The organism is Streptomyces sp. TG1A-60, from assembly GCF_037201975.1.
GTDB lineage: Bacteria > Actinomycetota > Actinomycetes > Streptomycetales > Streptomycetaceae > Streptomyces.
The window spans coordinates 7,368,865-7,383,724 of sequence record NZ_CP147520.1; the positions used below are offsets into that span (position 1 = coordinate 7,368,865).

General features: G+C 71.9%; 11 protein-coding genes and 3 pseudogenes. 11 read left to right on the forward strand and 3 right to left on the reverse strand.

What is annotated here, in order from left to right:
• Positions 1-13 precede the first annotated feature (13 nt).
• A complete protein-coding gene (locus WBG99_RS32365; RefSeq protein WP_338899745.1) occupies positions 14-1,153 on the reverse strand; it encodes a PP2C family protein-serine/threonine phosphatase in 1,140 nt (379 codons plus the stop codon).
• Between the two features lie 194 nt (positions 1,154-1,347).
• On the opposite strand from WBG99_RS32365, the pseudogene WBG99_RS32370 reads away from it, so the two are divergent.
• The 9 genes and pseudogenes from WBG99_RS32370 to WBG99_RS32410 all read left to right on the forward strand — a co-directional run.
• Positions 1,348-1,524 (forward strand): annotated as a pseudogene (locus WBG99_RS32370) (BlaI/MecI/CopY family transcriptional regulator); the annotation flags it as partial.
• Positions 1,525-1,851: 327 nt separating this feature from the next.
• The gene (locus tag WBG99_RS32375) at positions 1,852-3,165 is read left to right on the forward strand and encodes an LCP family protein (RefSeq protein ID WP_338900560.1); all 1,314 of its coding nucleotides are present in this window, start codon (positions 1,852-1,854) and stop codon (positions 3,163-3,165) included.
• A 521-nt stretch (positions 3,166-3,686) separates the two neighbouring features.
• A pseudogene (locus tag WBG99_RS32380) lies at positions 3,687-4,103 on the forward strand (helix-turn-helix domain-containing protein); the annotation flags it as partial.
• Positions 4,104-4,175: 72 nt separating this feature from the next.
• Positions 4,176-4,814 (forward strand): phosphoribosylanthranilate isomerase, encoded by a 639-nt coding sequence (locus tag WBG99_RS32385; protein WP_338899746.1) that lies wholly within the window; start codon positions 4,176-4,178, stop codon positions 4,812-4,814.
• A 236-nt stretch (positions 4,815-5,050) separates the two neighbouring features.
• The gene (locus tag WBG99_RS32390) at positions 5,051-6,475 is read left to right on the forward strand and encodes a cytochrome P450 (protein WP_338899747.1); all 1,425 of its coding nucleotides are present in this window, start codon (positions 5,051-5,053) and stop codon (positions 6,473-6,475) included.
• Between the two features lie 158 nt (positions 6,476-6,633).
• A complete protein-coding gene (locus tag WBG99_RS32395) occupies positions 6,634-7,773 on the forward strand; it encodes an ABC transporter ATP-binding protein (protein WP_338899748.1) in 1,140 nt (379 codons plus the stop codon).
• On the forward strand, positions 7,770-8,435 hold the full coding sequence (locus WBG99_RS32400; protein WP_338899749.1) for an ABC transporter permease subunit: 666 nt from the start codon (positions 7,770-7,772) through the stop codon (positions 8,433-8,435). Before WBG99_RS32395 ends, WBG99_RS32400 begins: the two co-directional genes overlap by 4 nt.
• Positions 8,432-9,121: an ABC transporter permease gene (locus WBG99_RS32405; protein ID WP_338899750.1), complete on the forward strand. Its 690-nt coding sequence runs from the start codon at positions 8,432-8,434 to the stop codon at positions 9,119-9,121. Before WBG99_RS32400 ends, WBG99_RS32405 begins: the two co-directional genes overlap by 4 nt.
• Before the next feature lie 99 nt (positions 9,122-9,220).
• Positions 9,221-10,135 carry an ABC transporter substrate-binding protein gene (locus WBG99_RS32410; RefSeq protein ID WP_338900561.1) on the forward strand — a complete coding sequence of 305 codons (915 nt, stop codon included), beginning with the start codon at positions 9,221-9,223 and terminating at the stop codon, positions 10,133-10,135.
• Between the two features lie 144 nt (positions 10,136-10,279).
• Here the strand turns inward: WBG99_RS32410 and WBG99_RS32415 are convergent, their stop codons facing one another.
• Positions 10,280-12,037 carry a protein kinase gene (locus WBG99_RS32415; RefSeq protein WP_338899751.1) on the reverse strand — a complete coding sequence of 586 codons (1,758 nt, stop codon included), beginning with the start codon at positions 12,035-12,037 and terminating at the stop codon, positions 10,280-10,282.
• Between the two features lie 129 nt (positions 12,038-12,166).
• Positions 12,167-12,589 carry an alpha-L-rhamnosidase C-terminal domain-containing protein gene (locus WBG99_RS32420; protein ID WP_338900562.1) on the reverse strand — a complete coding sequence of 141 codons (423 nt, stop codon included), beginning with the start codon at positions 12,587-12,589 and terminating at the stop codon, positions 12,167-12,169.
• 241 nt (positions 12,590-12,830) lie between these two features.
• Here WBG99_RS32420 and WBG99_RS32425 point away from each other — a divergent pair, with 241 nt between their 5' ends.
• Both WBG99_RS32425 and WBG99_RS32430 read left to right on the forward strand, forming a co-directional pair.
• Positions 12,831-14,525 carry a serine/threonine-protein kinase gene (locus WBG99_RS32425; RefSeq protein WP_338899753.1) on the forward strand — a complete coding sequence of 565 codons (1,695 nt, stop codon included), beginning with the start codon at positions 12,831-12,833 and terminating at the stop codon, positions 14,523-14,525.
• 84 nt (positions 14,526-14,609) lie between these two features.
• Positions 14,610-14,807, forward strand: a pseudogene (locus WBG99_RS32430) (substrate-binding domain-containing protein); the annotation flags it as partial.
• Between the last annotated feature and the right edge of the window lie 53 nt (positions 14,808-14,860).

Here is a 14,860-nt window from a genome sequence, read left to right on the forward strand (position 1 = left end):
CAAGCCCGGTCGTTCACGGCCGGGTAGTTGACTGACGGGGTGACCGGCGCACGGTCAGGACGGCGACGTCGTCGCGCCGGCCGCCGCCGCCCGCGTATGCGCGGGCGTCCTCGTACAGGGCCCGCGGCAGGTCGGTGGGGGAGAGGTCGAGGTGCTGCGTCAGGCGTTCGTCGACCGGGTAGAACGTGCCGTCTGCGGCGCGGGTCTCGGTGAGACCGTCGGTGCTCAGCAGCAGCGTCGCGCCGTCCGGGAACGGAAACCAGTCCACGGTCGTGGGTTCCAGGGCGAGTTCGGCGAGCCCGAGCGGGACGCCGGAGTCGAGCACCGCCGTGGTGACCGTGTCCTCGTGCATCACGTACGGCAGGACGTGCCCGCAGTTGACGGCCTGCACCTCGTCGGTGTCCGTGTCGACGCCGAGGACGAGGGCGGTGACGAAGCGTTCGTCGTCGCCGGTGTGTTCGGCGTAGGAGTTGTGGCGGACGACGGCGGCGTCCAGGGCGTCGACGAGCGCGGTGAGCGTGGGCTCGCGGTAGGCCGCCTCGCGAAAGGTGCCGATCACGGCGAACGCGGTCCCCACGGCGGCCAGCCCCTTGCCCTGTACGTCCCCGATCAGTACCCGGGTTCCCCAGGGCGAGGCGACGACGTCGTAGATGTCCCCGCCGACGAGCCGGTCCTCCTGGAGGGGTTCGTAGACGCCGTTGACCAGGACGTCGTCGGTGATCAGGGGCAGCGGATGCAGGATGTGCCGCTGCATCGCGGCGGCCGTGGAGCGCAGCCGCAGCATCTCCAGCTCGCGCCTGATCCGCCGGTGGCAGGCGTACACCGAGGCCACGCCCAGGGTCAGGGTGAGCAGCACCAGCAGGAGCCGGTCGATCCACCGGTCCGCGTCGACGTTGCGCACCACGGCGGTGGTGGTGACGACGAGCGTGGTCCACGCGGCGACGAAAGCCGTCTGCCGGACCGTGCACAGCGCCGACGCCGTTCCCGGCAGGAACACCAGCAGCCCGAGCAGCCACACCTCGGACCCGGACAGCAGCCCGAGGACCTCCACCACGGCCGTCACCGCCAGCACACCGAGGACCAGTTCGGCGTTGCCCGGCGGCTCGATGGCCTCGAAGGCTTCGACGGGTCTCTTCCGGCGGCTACCGGCCATGCGAACTCCCGGGCTGATCGTGCTCTCCCCGTACGGTAAGCCGGGCCCCGCCGCGCGCGAGAGGCGCCCCGCCGAGTCGCCTCTCCGAGGGTCCGCCGGCCGGGGTCGACATGGATCTGCGGACGGGTCCCGCACCCGACGGGCGTTCACCGGCGAGCAGGGGGCCTCGACGTCGTCACCGGCCGACTCCGGCGATGGCGACCCCGGCCTCGGACCGGGCGGGACCGGCCACGCACCGGATGCGCCGGGTACTGGACGGCGAGAGCGACCGCGAGGCGCTACTCGCCGGTTCCGTCACCTCCCTGGAGCAGGACGACGAGCGGCTGCCGCGTGAGCTGCTGCGCCGGGCGAAGAGCGACGGGAACGACTGAGCATGACGTTTGACCCCGGCAAGAGACGATCTTGTCGAGGTCAAACGTCAAGCTGAGGCCTCCCGAGGATCCTCCCTTCCGGCCGCCGGCGCCGCCGCTTCTGTGACGCGTGAGGCCGCAGAGCGTGCTGAGTCGAGTGCGGCGACTGTACGTATATCTACGTGGATGTAGAGTCCTGCGGGTTCGGGGATCTCAAGTGCCGGGCGTGCAGGGGGAAGTCGACCGGCCGGGTGCGGCCGAGGCAGGGGAAGGCCGGTGAGTGGTACGGGAAAGCGGCGCGCGGGTGCCGGCGGCAGTGGCGTGCGGCTGACGCGGCGCGGCCGGGCGGTGGGTTGGCTCGCGGGCGGCGCGGCCGTCCTCGTCCTGGGAGTCGGTGGTGTCGGTGCCTGGGTGTACAAGGACCTGGACAACAACATCACGGGGGCCGACGTCGACGGCAAGCTCGGCGGGGATCGTCCGGTCAATCTCAGCCCGGGGTCCAAGAACATCCTGGTGGTCGGCTCGGACAGTCGTGACGGGGCGAACGCGAAGTACGGCAGGGACCTGACCACCATGCAGTCGGACACGCTGATGGTGCTGCACGTCCCCGCGAACCGGGAGTGGGCGACGGTGGTGTCGTTGCCGCGTGACTCGTGGGTGGAGATATCGGCGTGCGACAAGGGGGATGGCAGCTTGTCCGATCCGCACCAGGCGAAGATCAACGAGGCGTTCGCGATCGGCGGCGCCGGCGGCGAGGTCGCCGGCGCCGCCGCCTGCTCGATCAGGACGGTCGAGGCCAACACCGGTCTGCGCATCGACAACTTCGTGTCGGTCGACTTCCAGGGCTTCAAGGGGATGGTCGACGCTCTTGAGGGCATAGAGGTCTGTCCCGAGCAGGCCATCCGCGACGAGAACGCCCACCTCGACATGGAGGCCGGCTGCCAGACCGTCCAGGGCGAGACGGCGCTCGGCTACGTACGCACCCGCTACGCCGTCGGCGACGGCTCGGACATCGGACGCATCGGCCGCCAGCAGGAGTTCATGGAGGCCCTGGCCGCCAAGGCCAAGTCCAAGCTGACCAGCCCCAGTTCCCTCTACGACTTCATGCAGTCCGCCACCAAGTCCCTGACCACGGACGAGGATCTCGCCGGCATCGACCCGCTCAATGACCTCGCCTCCGAACTCACAAGCATCCCCAGCGACCGGCTGACCTTCCTGACCGTCCCCCACTACCCCCGCGAGGCCGACGTCCCCGCCGACAAGGCCAACATCGTCTGGCAGTACCCCCACGCCGCCGACCTGTTCACCTCCCTCGCAGGCGACAAGGAGGTGGACAAGAAGCGACTCCAGGCACAGGCCGAGAACGACCTCGTCTACGCCTCCGCCGTACGCGTCCAGGTCCTCAACGGCACCGGCGTCACCGGGCGCGCCGCCGCCGTCGCCGAGAAGCTGCGCGCGGCCGGCTTCACCGTCGTCGGCACGGGCAACGCGCCCGAGAACACCGGCACCACCACGGTCGCTTACCCGGCCGCCCTCGCCAGGCAGGCGAAGGTCCTCGCCTCGCGGCTGCCCGAAACCAAGGCCGCCCAGGCCGCGGATGCCACCGCGGGCGTGGTGACCCTGGTCGTCGGAACGGACCTCGACCTCGGCAGGCTTCGGTGACAGCCTGTCAGCCCTCCTCTTTCTCCTCCTCGCTCTCGAGGAAGTCCCCGATGCCGTCGACGACTTAGAATGTGGCCATCAGGGTGCCGTCGCCGCTGATCCCGAAGGCGCGCAGGCTGGGGGCGGCGGTGGGGCGGGGGCGGCCGAGCCGGTGCCCGGTGCGTCGAGCGTGAGCGCCGTCGACGCCACCATGACCGCGATCGCCGCCATGATTATCCTTCTCGTGACTGCTTTCATCGGAGCATCCCTCCCGTACGGCATGCGCCATTGCGTGGCGCGCCGCTGTGGAATTCACGTACCGTGCCCGCGCTGATTTCCGGAGCCGGGCCGGAGCCATGTCAGCGGTATGTCGGAGGCATGTCGGACTGACGGACTCGGGTTTTCCCCCACGGGCGTGTACGCGGTTCCCATTAAGGACAGTTCACAGTTCCTCCACGAGCGGAAGGGGTAGGGAGAACGACCCGATCCGGGAACCTTTCGCACTGTGGCAAAGCCCGGTCGGTGGCTTTCCCGCCGATCTGTTCGTACGGGTCCTGCGCCGCCGAATGCCGTACACCGAACAGGTCTCCCTGCTCACCCGGTCACTGCCGAACGGTGACGCCATCGCGGCGGAACTCGCCTCGGCCGTCGACATGGAACTGCCCGATCACTGCGCGGCGATACTGGCCGTCGCTGACGCGCCGTCCGTCGACGCCCGGCTCCGCACGCCGGCCCGCCGCCCGGAATCCGGCCCGGACCTCCTCGTCACCCTCGACGCCTACTACCGCCACGACATGCACCGGGGTACCACGGCGACCGCCCTCAACGTGCACACCCGTACGCTCGACTACCGCCTCGGCCGGGTGCGGGATCTCACCGGCATCGACCCGGGCTCGACGCGGGGCGTGCGTACGCTCAGCGCCGTCGTCACCCGGCGCCTGTCGGGCGCGTGGCGCTGATCGCACCGGTGTTTCCCGGAATCAGGGCGGGCGCCGTCCCCGCGCCGCTGGGCGATACGGCAGGCTGGGGCCGTGAGCAACTCCAGTGACTTGAGCAACTCCAGTGATCGCCTCTTCGTGAAGATCTGCGGTCTGAAGACCGAGCGGGACGTCGACACGGCCGTCGAGGCGGGAGCCGACGCCATCGGGTTCGTCTTCTCGGCCAGTCCGCGCCGGATCGACGCCGCCACGGCCGCACGGCTGAGCCGACGGGTACCGGAGCACGTCCTGACCGTCGGTGTCTTCCGCGACGAACCCCTCCACGACGTACGGTCCCTGGCCACCGACTCGGGGATCCGGGCCGTGCAGCTGCACGGCCCGGAGGACCGCGCCTACTACGGCGACCTCGCGACGGGCGAGTGGACCCTTATCCGCGCCGCGGCGTTCGGCGGTTCCGTACCGCGCTGCGGGGAGTTCGGCGAGGACATGCTCCTCCTCGACGCCCCGGTCCCGGGCTCCGGCATCGCCTGGGACTGGTCCACCAAGCCGCTGGCCGGCCCCGGGGAGAAGTGGCTCCTGGCCGGCGGCCTCACCCCGGACAACGTACGCGACGCCGTCGCCACCACCCGTCCCTGGGGCGTCGACGTGTCCAGCGGCGTGGAACACAGCCGGGGCGTCAAGGACCCCGCCCTGATCACCGAGTTCGTCGAGGCGGCCCGCGGCGGGCACTGACGGGCCGCCGCCGAGGTCACCGCATGGTCCGGCCGGCCGCGAGCACCGGGATCCGCGCTGCGCGGGCCGCCTCGGAGCGGGTGGTTGTCGTGTGTTTCACGGCGGTGAGTCATGGGTCTGGAGCAAGTGAGTGTGAAGCCCGGCGTTCCCCCGGAAGTGCCCCTGGGGTAGGGTCCCCACCGTTTCCGGCTACCGGCTGAAGGTGGGCCGGTACAGGGAGTGTCGAAGGGGCGGGGATGGTGAGGGAAACGCAGTCGGGTGAGGTCGGGTCCGTGGAGTCGAGAGGTGCGGGACTGGAGGCGATGTCTCCTGAACCTCTGCTGACCCGGGACTACGAGACGCGCCCCTCGCTGGTGTACGAGCGGCTGAGGCAGCGGCACGGGGCGGTGGCGCCGGTCGACCTGCTGGGCGTGCCCGCCTGGCTGGTCCTGGGCTACCGCGAGGCGCTGCAGGTGCTCCAGGACGACGCCGGCTGGCCCAAGGGCCTGGAGAACTGGCGGGCCCGCACCGAGGGCAGGGTCCCGGCCGACTGGCCGCTCGGGCCGTCCCTGGAGGTCAACCACGTGCTCATCCAGGGCGGCCCCGGCTACCGGCCGCTGCGGACGGCGTGGGACCAGGCGCTCAAGCCGTTCCAGGATCCCCGCAACCCCCAGGCCAAGCGGCTGAAGACGGCCGTGACGGCCTACGCCGACGAACTGATCACCTTGATGGGTCAGGCGGGCGGCACGGGGCTCGCGGACCTGTCCGCCCAGTTCTCCCGGCCACTGCCGCTGATGGTGGCCAGCCATCTGCTCGGCTTCCCCGGTTCCCAGGGCGACGACGCCCTGATGGACATGTGGCGGGTACTGGACGCGGGCCCCGACGCGGGGCCCGCCCTTGACCGGCTGCTGGGCGCGCTGGCGGAACTGGCGCAGCTGAAGCTGAGGACGCCGGGCGAGGACTTCCCCTCGCACCTGCTGGCCGCCCACCCCGACCTCTCGCTCGACGAGCTGGCCCGCGAACTCTTCATGCTGCTCGGCATGACCTCCGACCACGTCGGCATCCTCATCTCCAACACGGTGGTCGAGGTCCTCTCGGGCGAGAACAGCGTGCGGGCCAGCCTCTCCGCCGGCATGGTCCGCGAGGCCATGAACCGGGTCGTCATGCGGAAGCCGCCACTGGTGAACTTCGTACCGAGGTTCGCGGCCAAGGACACCCCGCTCGGCAACTACACGATCCGCGCGGGCGACCCGGTCTGGGTCTCCTCCGCTGCGGCGCACGCCGACCCGCTCTTCGCCGACCACGTGGCGACCAGCACCACGGTCAGCACCCGCGCCCACCTGTCCTGGGGCGCGGGCCCCCGCCAGTGCCCGGCCCGCGAACTCGCCTCGACGGTCGCGGCCGTCGGGGTGGGCCGGCTGTTCGAGCGCTTCGCCCACCTGGACCTCGCTCTCCCCGTCGACCAACTGCCGTGGCGCTCCTCGCCGTTCATGCGGGGGCTGCGCTCGCTGCCCGTACGGTACGAACTCGCGCCGACGCCGGAGCGGCCCGTGGCGGGCGGGTCGGCGGTCGCGTCGACAGGGGCAGGGGAGGCCGGGGCGGCGGTGACGCCGGACCCGTCCGCACGGCAGCGCTCCTCGCTGTGGCGCTACCTGACGGGACTGATCCGCCCCGGCCGCTGACCCGCTCGCCGCGCGGCGGACGCGCGGCGGGTGGCCCTCGGGGCGAGCTCGGCGAGCAGCGCGAAGCACACCAACGTGCCATTCGCAAAACTCCATTGACTGTCATTCAGCCACCGACAACTCTGCATGACCATATGCGGTCGGGTAGGGGGGCAGCTTTGATCAGTTTTGACGCGGTGACCAAAAAATATCCGAACGGCACGACAGCGGTGGACGATCTGTCCCTGGAACTGGCCGAGGGGCGCATCACCGTCCTGGTCGGCCCCTCCGGCTGCGGCAAGACCACCACCCTGCGCATGATCAACCGCATGGTGGAACCCACCACCGGCACGGTGAGCCTGCGCGGCCGGGACATCCGGGAGGTCAACGCGCCCGAGCTGCGCCGGGGCATCGGATACGTCATCCAGCACGCCGGGCTGTTCCCGCACCGCACCGTCCTGGACAACATAGCGACCGTTCCCCTGCTGCGCGGCTGGGGAAAGAAGAAGGCGCGGGCCCGAGCGGCGGAGCTGCTGGAACTGGTGGGCCTGCCCGCCGAGATGGCCAAGCGCTACCCCAACCAGCTCTCCGGCGGGCAGCAGCAGCGCGTCGGCGTGGCCAGGGCACTGGGCGCCGACCCGCCGGTGCTGCTGATGGACGAGCCGTTCAGCGCGGTCGACCCGATCGTGCGGGCGGAACTCCAGGCCGAGTTCATCCGGCTGCAGAAGGAACTGCACAAGACGATCGTCTTCGTCACCCATGACATCGACGAGGCGATCAGACTCGGCGACGCCATCGCCGTCTTCCGCACCGGCGGCCGGCTCGCCCAGTTCGACACCCCCGAGCGGCTCCTCGCCCGGCCCGCCGACGACTTCGTGGCCGACTTCGTGGGACACGACCGGGGAATCCGCCGGCTGTCCTTCGTCAAGGCGGCGGAGCTGCCGCTGCGCGACGGCCCGGTCCTGCCGGCCACCGCTCCCGTCGCCGAGGCCCGTGCGGCGGACGAGCCCTGGGTGCTCGTCGTCGACGACGGCCGACGACCGCTCGGCTGGGCCCCGGTCGCCGAGCTGCCGGACGGCGGCACCCTCGCGGACACTCCGCTGGCCCCGATCGGCCACACCTTCAGCCTCGTCGGCGACTCGGCGCGCGCCGCCCTCGACTCGGCCCTGCTCTCGCCCGCCCGCCTCGCGGTGGGCGTCGACGCGGCAGGCGCGGTCGTCGGCGTCGTGAACGCGTACGAACTGTCCGCCGGGGCGGCGAAGCAGGCCCCGGCCCTCGACAAGGTGACGGCCGACGCCCCGGGCGGCGGTGACCGATGAACGACGACGAACCGCTGATCCGGTGGCAGTGGATAGCCGACCACTCCGCCGAACTCGCCGACTACACCGGCATCCACCTCCGACTCGCCCTGCTGCCGGTGCTGTTCGGTCTGATCGTCTCCGTGCCGCTCGGGATTCTGTGCCACCGCTGGCGCCGGCTCTACCCGCCGGTGCTGACCGTGGCCAACATCCTGTACTCGATCCCGTCACTCGCCCTGTTCATGATCTTCGTCCGCTACACCGGGCTGACCGAACAGACGGTGATGATCCCGCTGACGCTCTACACCCTGTCCGTGCTGGTCCCCAACGTCGTGGACGGACTCGCCTCGGTCCCTGAACCCGTCCGGCTCGCGGCCACCGCGATGGGGTTCGGCGCCGTACGCCGGGTCGTCCAGGTCGAACTGCCGATCGCCGTCCCCGTCGTCATCGCCGGTGTACGCGTCGCCGCCGTCTCCTCCATCAGCCTCGTCGCCGTGGGCCAGCTGATCGGCCAGGGCGGCCTCGGCCACTACATCACCCGCGGGCTCCAGCTCGACTTCCCCACCCCGATCGTCACCGCGATCGGGCTGATCATGCTGCTCGCGCTCACCACCGACGCGCTGCTGGTCCTGGCGCAACGGCTGCTCACCCCGTGGTCCCGTGGCAAGGCGGCGGCGGCATGAACGATCTCCTGAACCAGATCCGGCTCGCGGCCGACTGGCTGACCTCCTCGGCACAGTGGCACGGCGACGAGGGCATCCCGCGGCGACTCCTGGAACACCTCACCTACAGCGGACTGTCGCTGCTGTTCGCCGCCCTGATCGGGCTGACGTGCGGACTGCTCGTCGGGCACACCGGCCGTGGCGCCTTCGCCGTGGCCGGCGTGGCCAACCTCGCGCGGGCGATCCCCACCTTCGGCCTGGTCGTCCTGGTCGTCACCCTGGCCGGACTCAGCACCGCACCCGTGCTGGTGGCCCTGGTCGCCCTCGCGGTCCCGCCGATCCTCATCAACACCTTCGAGGGCGTACAGGGCGTGGACCCCGCCACCCGGGACGCCGCGCGCGGGGTCGGCATGACCGGGTGGGAGGTCCTGACCCGGGTCGAGGTGCCGATGGCGCTGCCGCTGATCCTCCTCGGTCTGCGTGGCGCCGCGATCCAGGTGGTGGCCACCGCGACCGTCGCCGCCTACCCCGGTCTGGGCGGCCTGGGCCGCTTCATCGTCGACGGACTCGCCCGCAACGACTACGAGCTGGTCATCGGCGGCTCCACGGTGGTCGTCGTGCTCGCGCTCGTCGTCCAGGTCGCGTTCACCACGCTGCGCCGCGTCGTCGTCTCGCCGGGCCTCAGGGTCTCGGCACCGCGGTCCTGAGTCTCCGCGGTCCTGAATCCCCGGACCTCCTGATCCACGGTTTCTGATCCCGCATTCGAACGAGCCCCGGCTCCGAGAGAGGAACAACCCATGCCAGGCATGTACCGAGTCGCCGCCCTCGCCCTGACCACCGCACTCACGCTGACCGCCTGCGGCGGTGGCGGAGGCGACGACAACCCGCTCACGGGCGACGGCGGTGGCGGCGAGTCCATCGTCGTCGGCTCGGCGAACTTCCCCGAGAACCAGCTGCTCGCCGAGATCTATGCGCAGGCCCTGGAGGACAAGGGCCTGAAGGTGACCCGGAAGTTCGACATCGGGGCCCGCGAGGTCTACTACGACCAGGTCGTCAAGGGCGGCATAGGTGTCTTCCCGGAGTACAACGGCGCCCTGCTGTCGGTGGCGGTCGACAAGGACAGCACCGCGACCAGCACCGAGGAGATCAACGCCGAGCTGAGGGAGAAGCTCCCGAAGTCGGTGGAGATACTCGACTCCGCCGCGGCCGAGGACAAGGACTCCGTCTCGGTCACCGCCGAGACCGCCGCCGAGTACGACCTCAAGACCCTCGCCGACCTCAAGCCGGTCGCGGGGGACATGACGCTCGGCGCAGGGTCGGAGTTCAAGACCCGGGTGCAGGGCGGTGTCGGCCTGAAGAAGGTGTACGGCGTCGAGTTCGGGAAGTTCCAGCCGCTCGACGCGGGCGCCCAGACTACCCTGGTGAAGCTCCTGAAGGACGACAAGGTGCAGGCCGCCAACCTCTACACCACCGACCCCGCCATCGTCGCGGACAAGCTTGTGGTCCTGGAGGACCCGAAGAACCTCTTCTCCTCGCAGAACGTCACACCTCTCGTCCACAGGGACGCGGTGAACGACAAGGCCAAGCAGGCCCTCAACGCCGTCTCGGCGGAGCTCACCACCGAGGACCTGCTGGAGATGATGAAGAAGCTCGTCAACGACAAGGAGGACGCCGACACCGTGGCCGAGGACTGGCTGACCGCCGCCGGCCTTCTCAGCTGACCGGCCCGGTCCACCTGGCCGGGGTCAGCCGAGGGCACGCCGGCGCGGGCGCGTACCCCGTCGCCGCGCGTGGTCACGCTGCGACGGGGCCGTTCGTCGACCGATCGGCGGGCTCGTCACCTCGCCCCGGCCCTGCGGCCGGCCTCAGTCCGTGGCGCGCAGCGCCCCCCAGGTCTGCTGACGGACGACGCCGTCGGCCGGCAGGCCCCTGTCGGCCTGGAAGCTCTGTACCGCGGCCTCCGTCCCGGCGTCGAACTCGCCGTCCACACCGTCGTCCCCCAGGCTGTATCCGCGCTTGGTCAGCATACACTGCACCTGCAGCACGCGTTTGCCGGTCGTCCCCGGGCGCGTACGGCCGGAGCCGGAGTAGTACGTGCAGTCCGAGATCCAGGCCGGGGTGCCGGACCCGGTCGGCGCGTCGCTCGGCGACGGCGTGGCCTCGGCGGGGGCACTGGTCGCGTCGGCGGGGGCGGAGGAGTCGGAGTCCCGGTCGTCTTCGGTCGTGCCCGAGCCCGGGTCGGACGCCTCGGGACGCGCGGTGTCACCGTCGGCCGCGGCCCGGTCACCCTTGCCGGAGACCTCCGAGACCGTGGACCCACCGTCCGGGGTGGGCGCGCTGTCCCCTCCGTCGGCCGTCGAGGCCGAGGCCGCGTCGCGCGGCAGGGCATCCTCGGAGGTCGCCCGGTCCGCCTCCGGCGAGGCGCTGGTGGTGGAGGGCTCCTGGACGGTGAGGACGACGACACCGCCGACCACCGCGCAGAGCGCCAGGCCCGCGACGCCGACCAGCGCCCGCTTGCGGCGCGTCGACGTACGGGGCTCCGTCGTGGGCGTCAGCCGCCCCGGTACGTCGGCGGACGGAGCCGGCGCCTTCGCCGCCGGCTCGGCACCGGGCTGGTCGAGAGGGAGCCGGCACAGCACCTCGTACGCCTGCTGCCGGGCGAGCACCCTGCCGCCCAGCGGCTCGGGCCAGGGGGACGGCCCAGGCGCTCCGGGCACACCGGACGCGCCGGAGAAGTCGGAGTCCCGTGAGCCGGGTCGGACCGCGCCGACCAGCTGCCGCGGGGTCGGCCGGTGCCCGGGGTCCTTGGCCAGGCAGGCGGAGAGCAGGGAGGCGAGTTGGGCGTCGACCGCCGCGATCTCGGCGATCACCTTCGGGTTGGGCTCCTCGAACGCCACGCGGTGCATGACGTCGACGCCGGTGCCGTCGCCGAAGGGGGCGCTGCCGGTCGTGGCGAAGACGAGGGCGCAGGCCAGGGAGAACACGTCCGAGGCGGTGTCGCACTCACCCGTCCGCAGATACTCCGGCGACATGTAGGCCGGGGTGCCCACCCGGTTGCCCGTGGCGGTGATCGCGCTGGCGTCGGCGGCCTTCGCGATACCGAAGTCGATGACGTGCGTGCCCCGCACGGACAGCAGGACGTTGGACGGCTTCAGATCCCGGTGCACGATCCCCGCGGCGGACAGGTCGGCGAGCCCCTGCCCCAGCTCCGCCACCAGCCGCCGGACGGCGGCGGCCGGCAGAGGACCGTTCTCCTGCACGGCGGCGGCCAGATCGATGCCCGGCAGATACTCGGTGGCCATCCACAGCAGTTCGTCCCGGAAGCCCGTCCCGGACAGCCGCGGCATGCGCGGGCTGCGCACCCGGCTGTGGACCGACGCCTCCTGTTCGAACCGGCGGTGGAACAGCACGTCCTCCGCGTACTCCGGCCTGATCACCTTCACCGCGACGAGGTCGGGCCCGCCGTCCGTGGGGCGCGCGAGATACACACGCCCCATCCCCCCGCTGCCGAGCAGCCCCAGCGGCACATACGGACCGATGCGGTCCGGGTCGCCGGGGCGCAGGGGCAGGGCGCCGGCCTGCCGCAGCGCCGGAGCCCTGTCTGCCGTGGAACGTGACGGCACCGGCCGCTGGTCTGACACAACACCCCCGAAGTGACTTTCGACGTACGTCAGTTCGCCCCCCAAAGGACTGAGGCTAGCTCAGCCCGGGCCCGCGTTCCGGGTTTCCCCCACTTCCGTCCCACCGGCGGCTCATGACATCGTCCCTCGCACCTCCGTCGTGCCCGAGCCGACCGGTCCGATCCGCAGCACCGTGCCCGTGACATCGGTGAACGACTCGACCTTCACGCGCCCCTTCCCGCCCGGTGCGGTCCCCTTCACCCGGTACGCCCGCGGACGGGCCGAGCCGATCTCCACCTCCAGCACCGCACGGGAGTTGGGCGGCACGGTCACCCGTGTCGTGTGGGCGCTCTCGGAGCGGCGCACCCGGACCGAGACCGGCCCGCGCACGGAGGGCACGGTCCCCTCGGCCTCGGTCAGCGAGCCGGTCCTCGGCCGGATCCGGAACCCGGCCGCGCCGGGCTCGCTGACCCGGACGCCGCGCCTGGGACGGCGAGCCGTTCGACCTCGCCCCTGTCGTCGGTGCGCCCCCGGCCGCCGACCCTGTCCGCGTATCCGGCGACGTTCGAAGGTGCGCGGTGACCACGACCCGCTCCCGGTCGGACCTCGCCAACGGGATCCTCGCCCTCGGAGGCCGCACCCCGATCACCGGGACCGTCCTCGAAGGCGACCTCGGCCCCCGGCACGGCCGACGGTGGCCGAACCCGGCGCTCCGGTGTCACAGGGCTCGGCTAGAGTCTCGCCTCATCCTCGGTCGGACGTCCTGCCCGGGGTTGTGCGCTGGGGGTACGGCAACATGGGGCCCGAAAGAACGGACCTGCCCGGTTACGAGATCCAGGAAGTCCTGGGCCAGGGCGGATTCGCCACGGTGTACCGGGCCCGGCAGGTGGCCGTGGGCCGGGAGGTCGCGCTGAAGGTGGACAGCAGGGTGCTGGCCACACCGCGTGACCGACAGCGGTTCCTGCGCGAGGTCACGGCCGCCGGGCAACTGTCCGGACACCCGCACGTGGTGCCGGTGCACGACGCCGGGGTGCTCGCCGACAACCGCCCCTACATGGTGCTGGAGCTGTGCCCCGGCGGCTCGCTGGGCGACCGGCTGCGGCGGCAGGGCATGCTGCCGGCGAAGGAGGCACGCGACATCGGCGTGGGCCTCGCCGACGCGGTGGCCGCCGCGCACGCCGCCGGGGTGCTGCACCGCGACATCAAACCCGGCAACGTCATGGTCAACCGGTACGGCGGCGTTGCCCTCACCGACTTCGGCCTCGCGGCCATGCCCCGGCCCGGCCACGAACTGTCCGTGACCCGGGAGGCGTTGACCCCCGCGTACGCGCCGCCCGAGGCCTTCCGCATGGCGGATCCCAGCCCGGCCGGCGACGTGTACTCACTGGCCGCCACCGTCTACGCCCTGCTGCGGGGCTGTCCGCCCCACCACCCGGACGACGGCACCCAGCTCAGCCTCGCCGAACTGATCGTGCGCCACACCTGGCCGTACCCCGACCTGCCCGGCGTGCCGCCGGCCCTCAACGCGACACTTCGGCACGCCCTCGCATCCGATCCCGCCCGACGGCTATCGGACGCGGGCGCGTTCCGCGACGCGCTCGCCGCCGTCGACCTCGACACCGTCGACCTCGGTGGCGGCGGTGTCTTCGGGACGACGCCCAGCGTGACGACGGTTCCGCGACACCCGGACGCGCCTTCCATGACGGTCCCGGCGTACCGGGACGCGGCCCCTTCGACGTTTCCCCAGGGTCGGCCGGGCGGGGCGGACGGCACGACCGAGGGCATCGAACCGGGCGGCGGTGGCACGACCGGGGTGCCCGGGCCGGGCGGAGCGGCCGGCACCACCGCGGTGCCCGGGCGCGACGGCGACGGTGGGCGGAAGGGGGCGCGGCGCCGGCCGGCGGTGATCGCCGTACTGGCGGCGGTGGCCGTCTCCGTGAGCGTCTCGGTCACCGTGGTGACGTACCGGAACGGCGACGGGGACAGCGGGGGAGAGGGCTCCTCCTCGGTCGCCTCGCCGTCCTCCGGCGCCACCGCGGAGGACAAGGGCACCTCGGAGTTCGGGGTGGCGACCACGACGGAGAACTGCCCCGCGACGGACGTCGACGGTGTGGGCGGTCGGTGCGTGCCGAGCCCGGAGTGCTGGAGTGGCATCGTCGACATCTCCGGCATCGTCAGCGTCAGCCGTGCGGACTGCCAGATCAGGCACGTGTGGGAGACCTTCGCGATCGCGCCGCTGCCGGAGGACGGCATGACGAACAACGCGCGGGACCTGATCAAGCACCCGGATGTCAAGGCGCTGTGCTCGCAGAAGGTGATGGCCGCGACGATGGTCCCCGACGGCCGTGACACCGCCGACGAGTGGAACGTCGACATCGTCCCGCCGTCGGCGGCGCAGTGGGACAAGGGGCTGCGCGTCTTCCGCTGTGTGGCCGCGGCGGTCACGGACGACGGCGAGAAGACGGGGAGCCAGTTCGCGGTGCCGGGCTGAACGCGGTTCCGCCGGGCGCCCGACGTGCCGGGGCCGACTCGGCGGAGCCTGATCACCGTCCACTTCTGCCGTGACCCGTCGTCAGTGATTCCGTGTCCGGACGACCTCAGCGTCGTGGGCATCGAGGACATGCCGCACGCCGAGACCGCCCATCCCTCCCTCACCACCATCGCGGTCCCCACGGGACGGGCCGGTTCGGCCGCCCCGGAACTGCTGGACCGGTCCCTCGCCGGCGAGCGCCGGGAACCACGCACCCTGCGCCTGCCCACCCGGCTCGTCGTCCGCGGCTCCACCGGACGACCCCCGGCCACGTGGGCCGTACGGCCGTCCTCACC

Coding starts and splice junctions, on each gene's coding strand:
- WBG99_RS32365 (WP_338899745.1), bottom strand. CDS start 1,153: ATGGCCGGTAGCCGCCGGAAGAGACCCGTCGAAGCCTTCGAGGCCATC.
- WBG99_RS32390 (WP_338899747.1), top strand. CDS start 5,051: ATGGTGAGGGAAACGCAGTCGGGTGAGGTCGGGTCCGTGGAGTCGAGA.
- WBG99_RS32400 (WP_338899749.1), top strand. CDS start 7,770: ATGAACGACGACGAACCGCTGATCCGGTGGCAGTGGATAGCCGACCAC.
- WBG99_RS32405 (WP_338899750.1), top strand. CDS start 8,432: ATGAACGATCTCCTGAACCAGATCCGGCTCGCGGCCGACTGGCTGACC.
- WBG99_RS32410 (WP_338900561.1), top strand. CDS start 9,221: ATGTACCGAGTCGCCGCCCTCGCCCTGACCACCGCACTCACGCTGACC.
- WBG99_RS32425 (WP_338899753.1), top strand. CDS start 12,831: ATGGGGCCCGAAAGAACGGACCTGCCCGGTTACGAGATCCAGGAAGTC.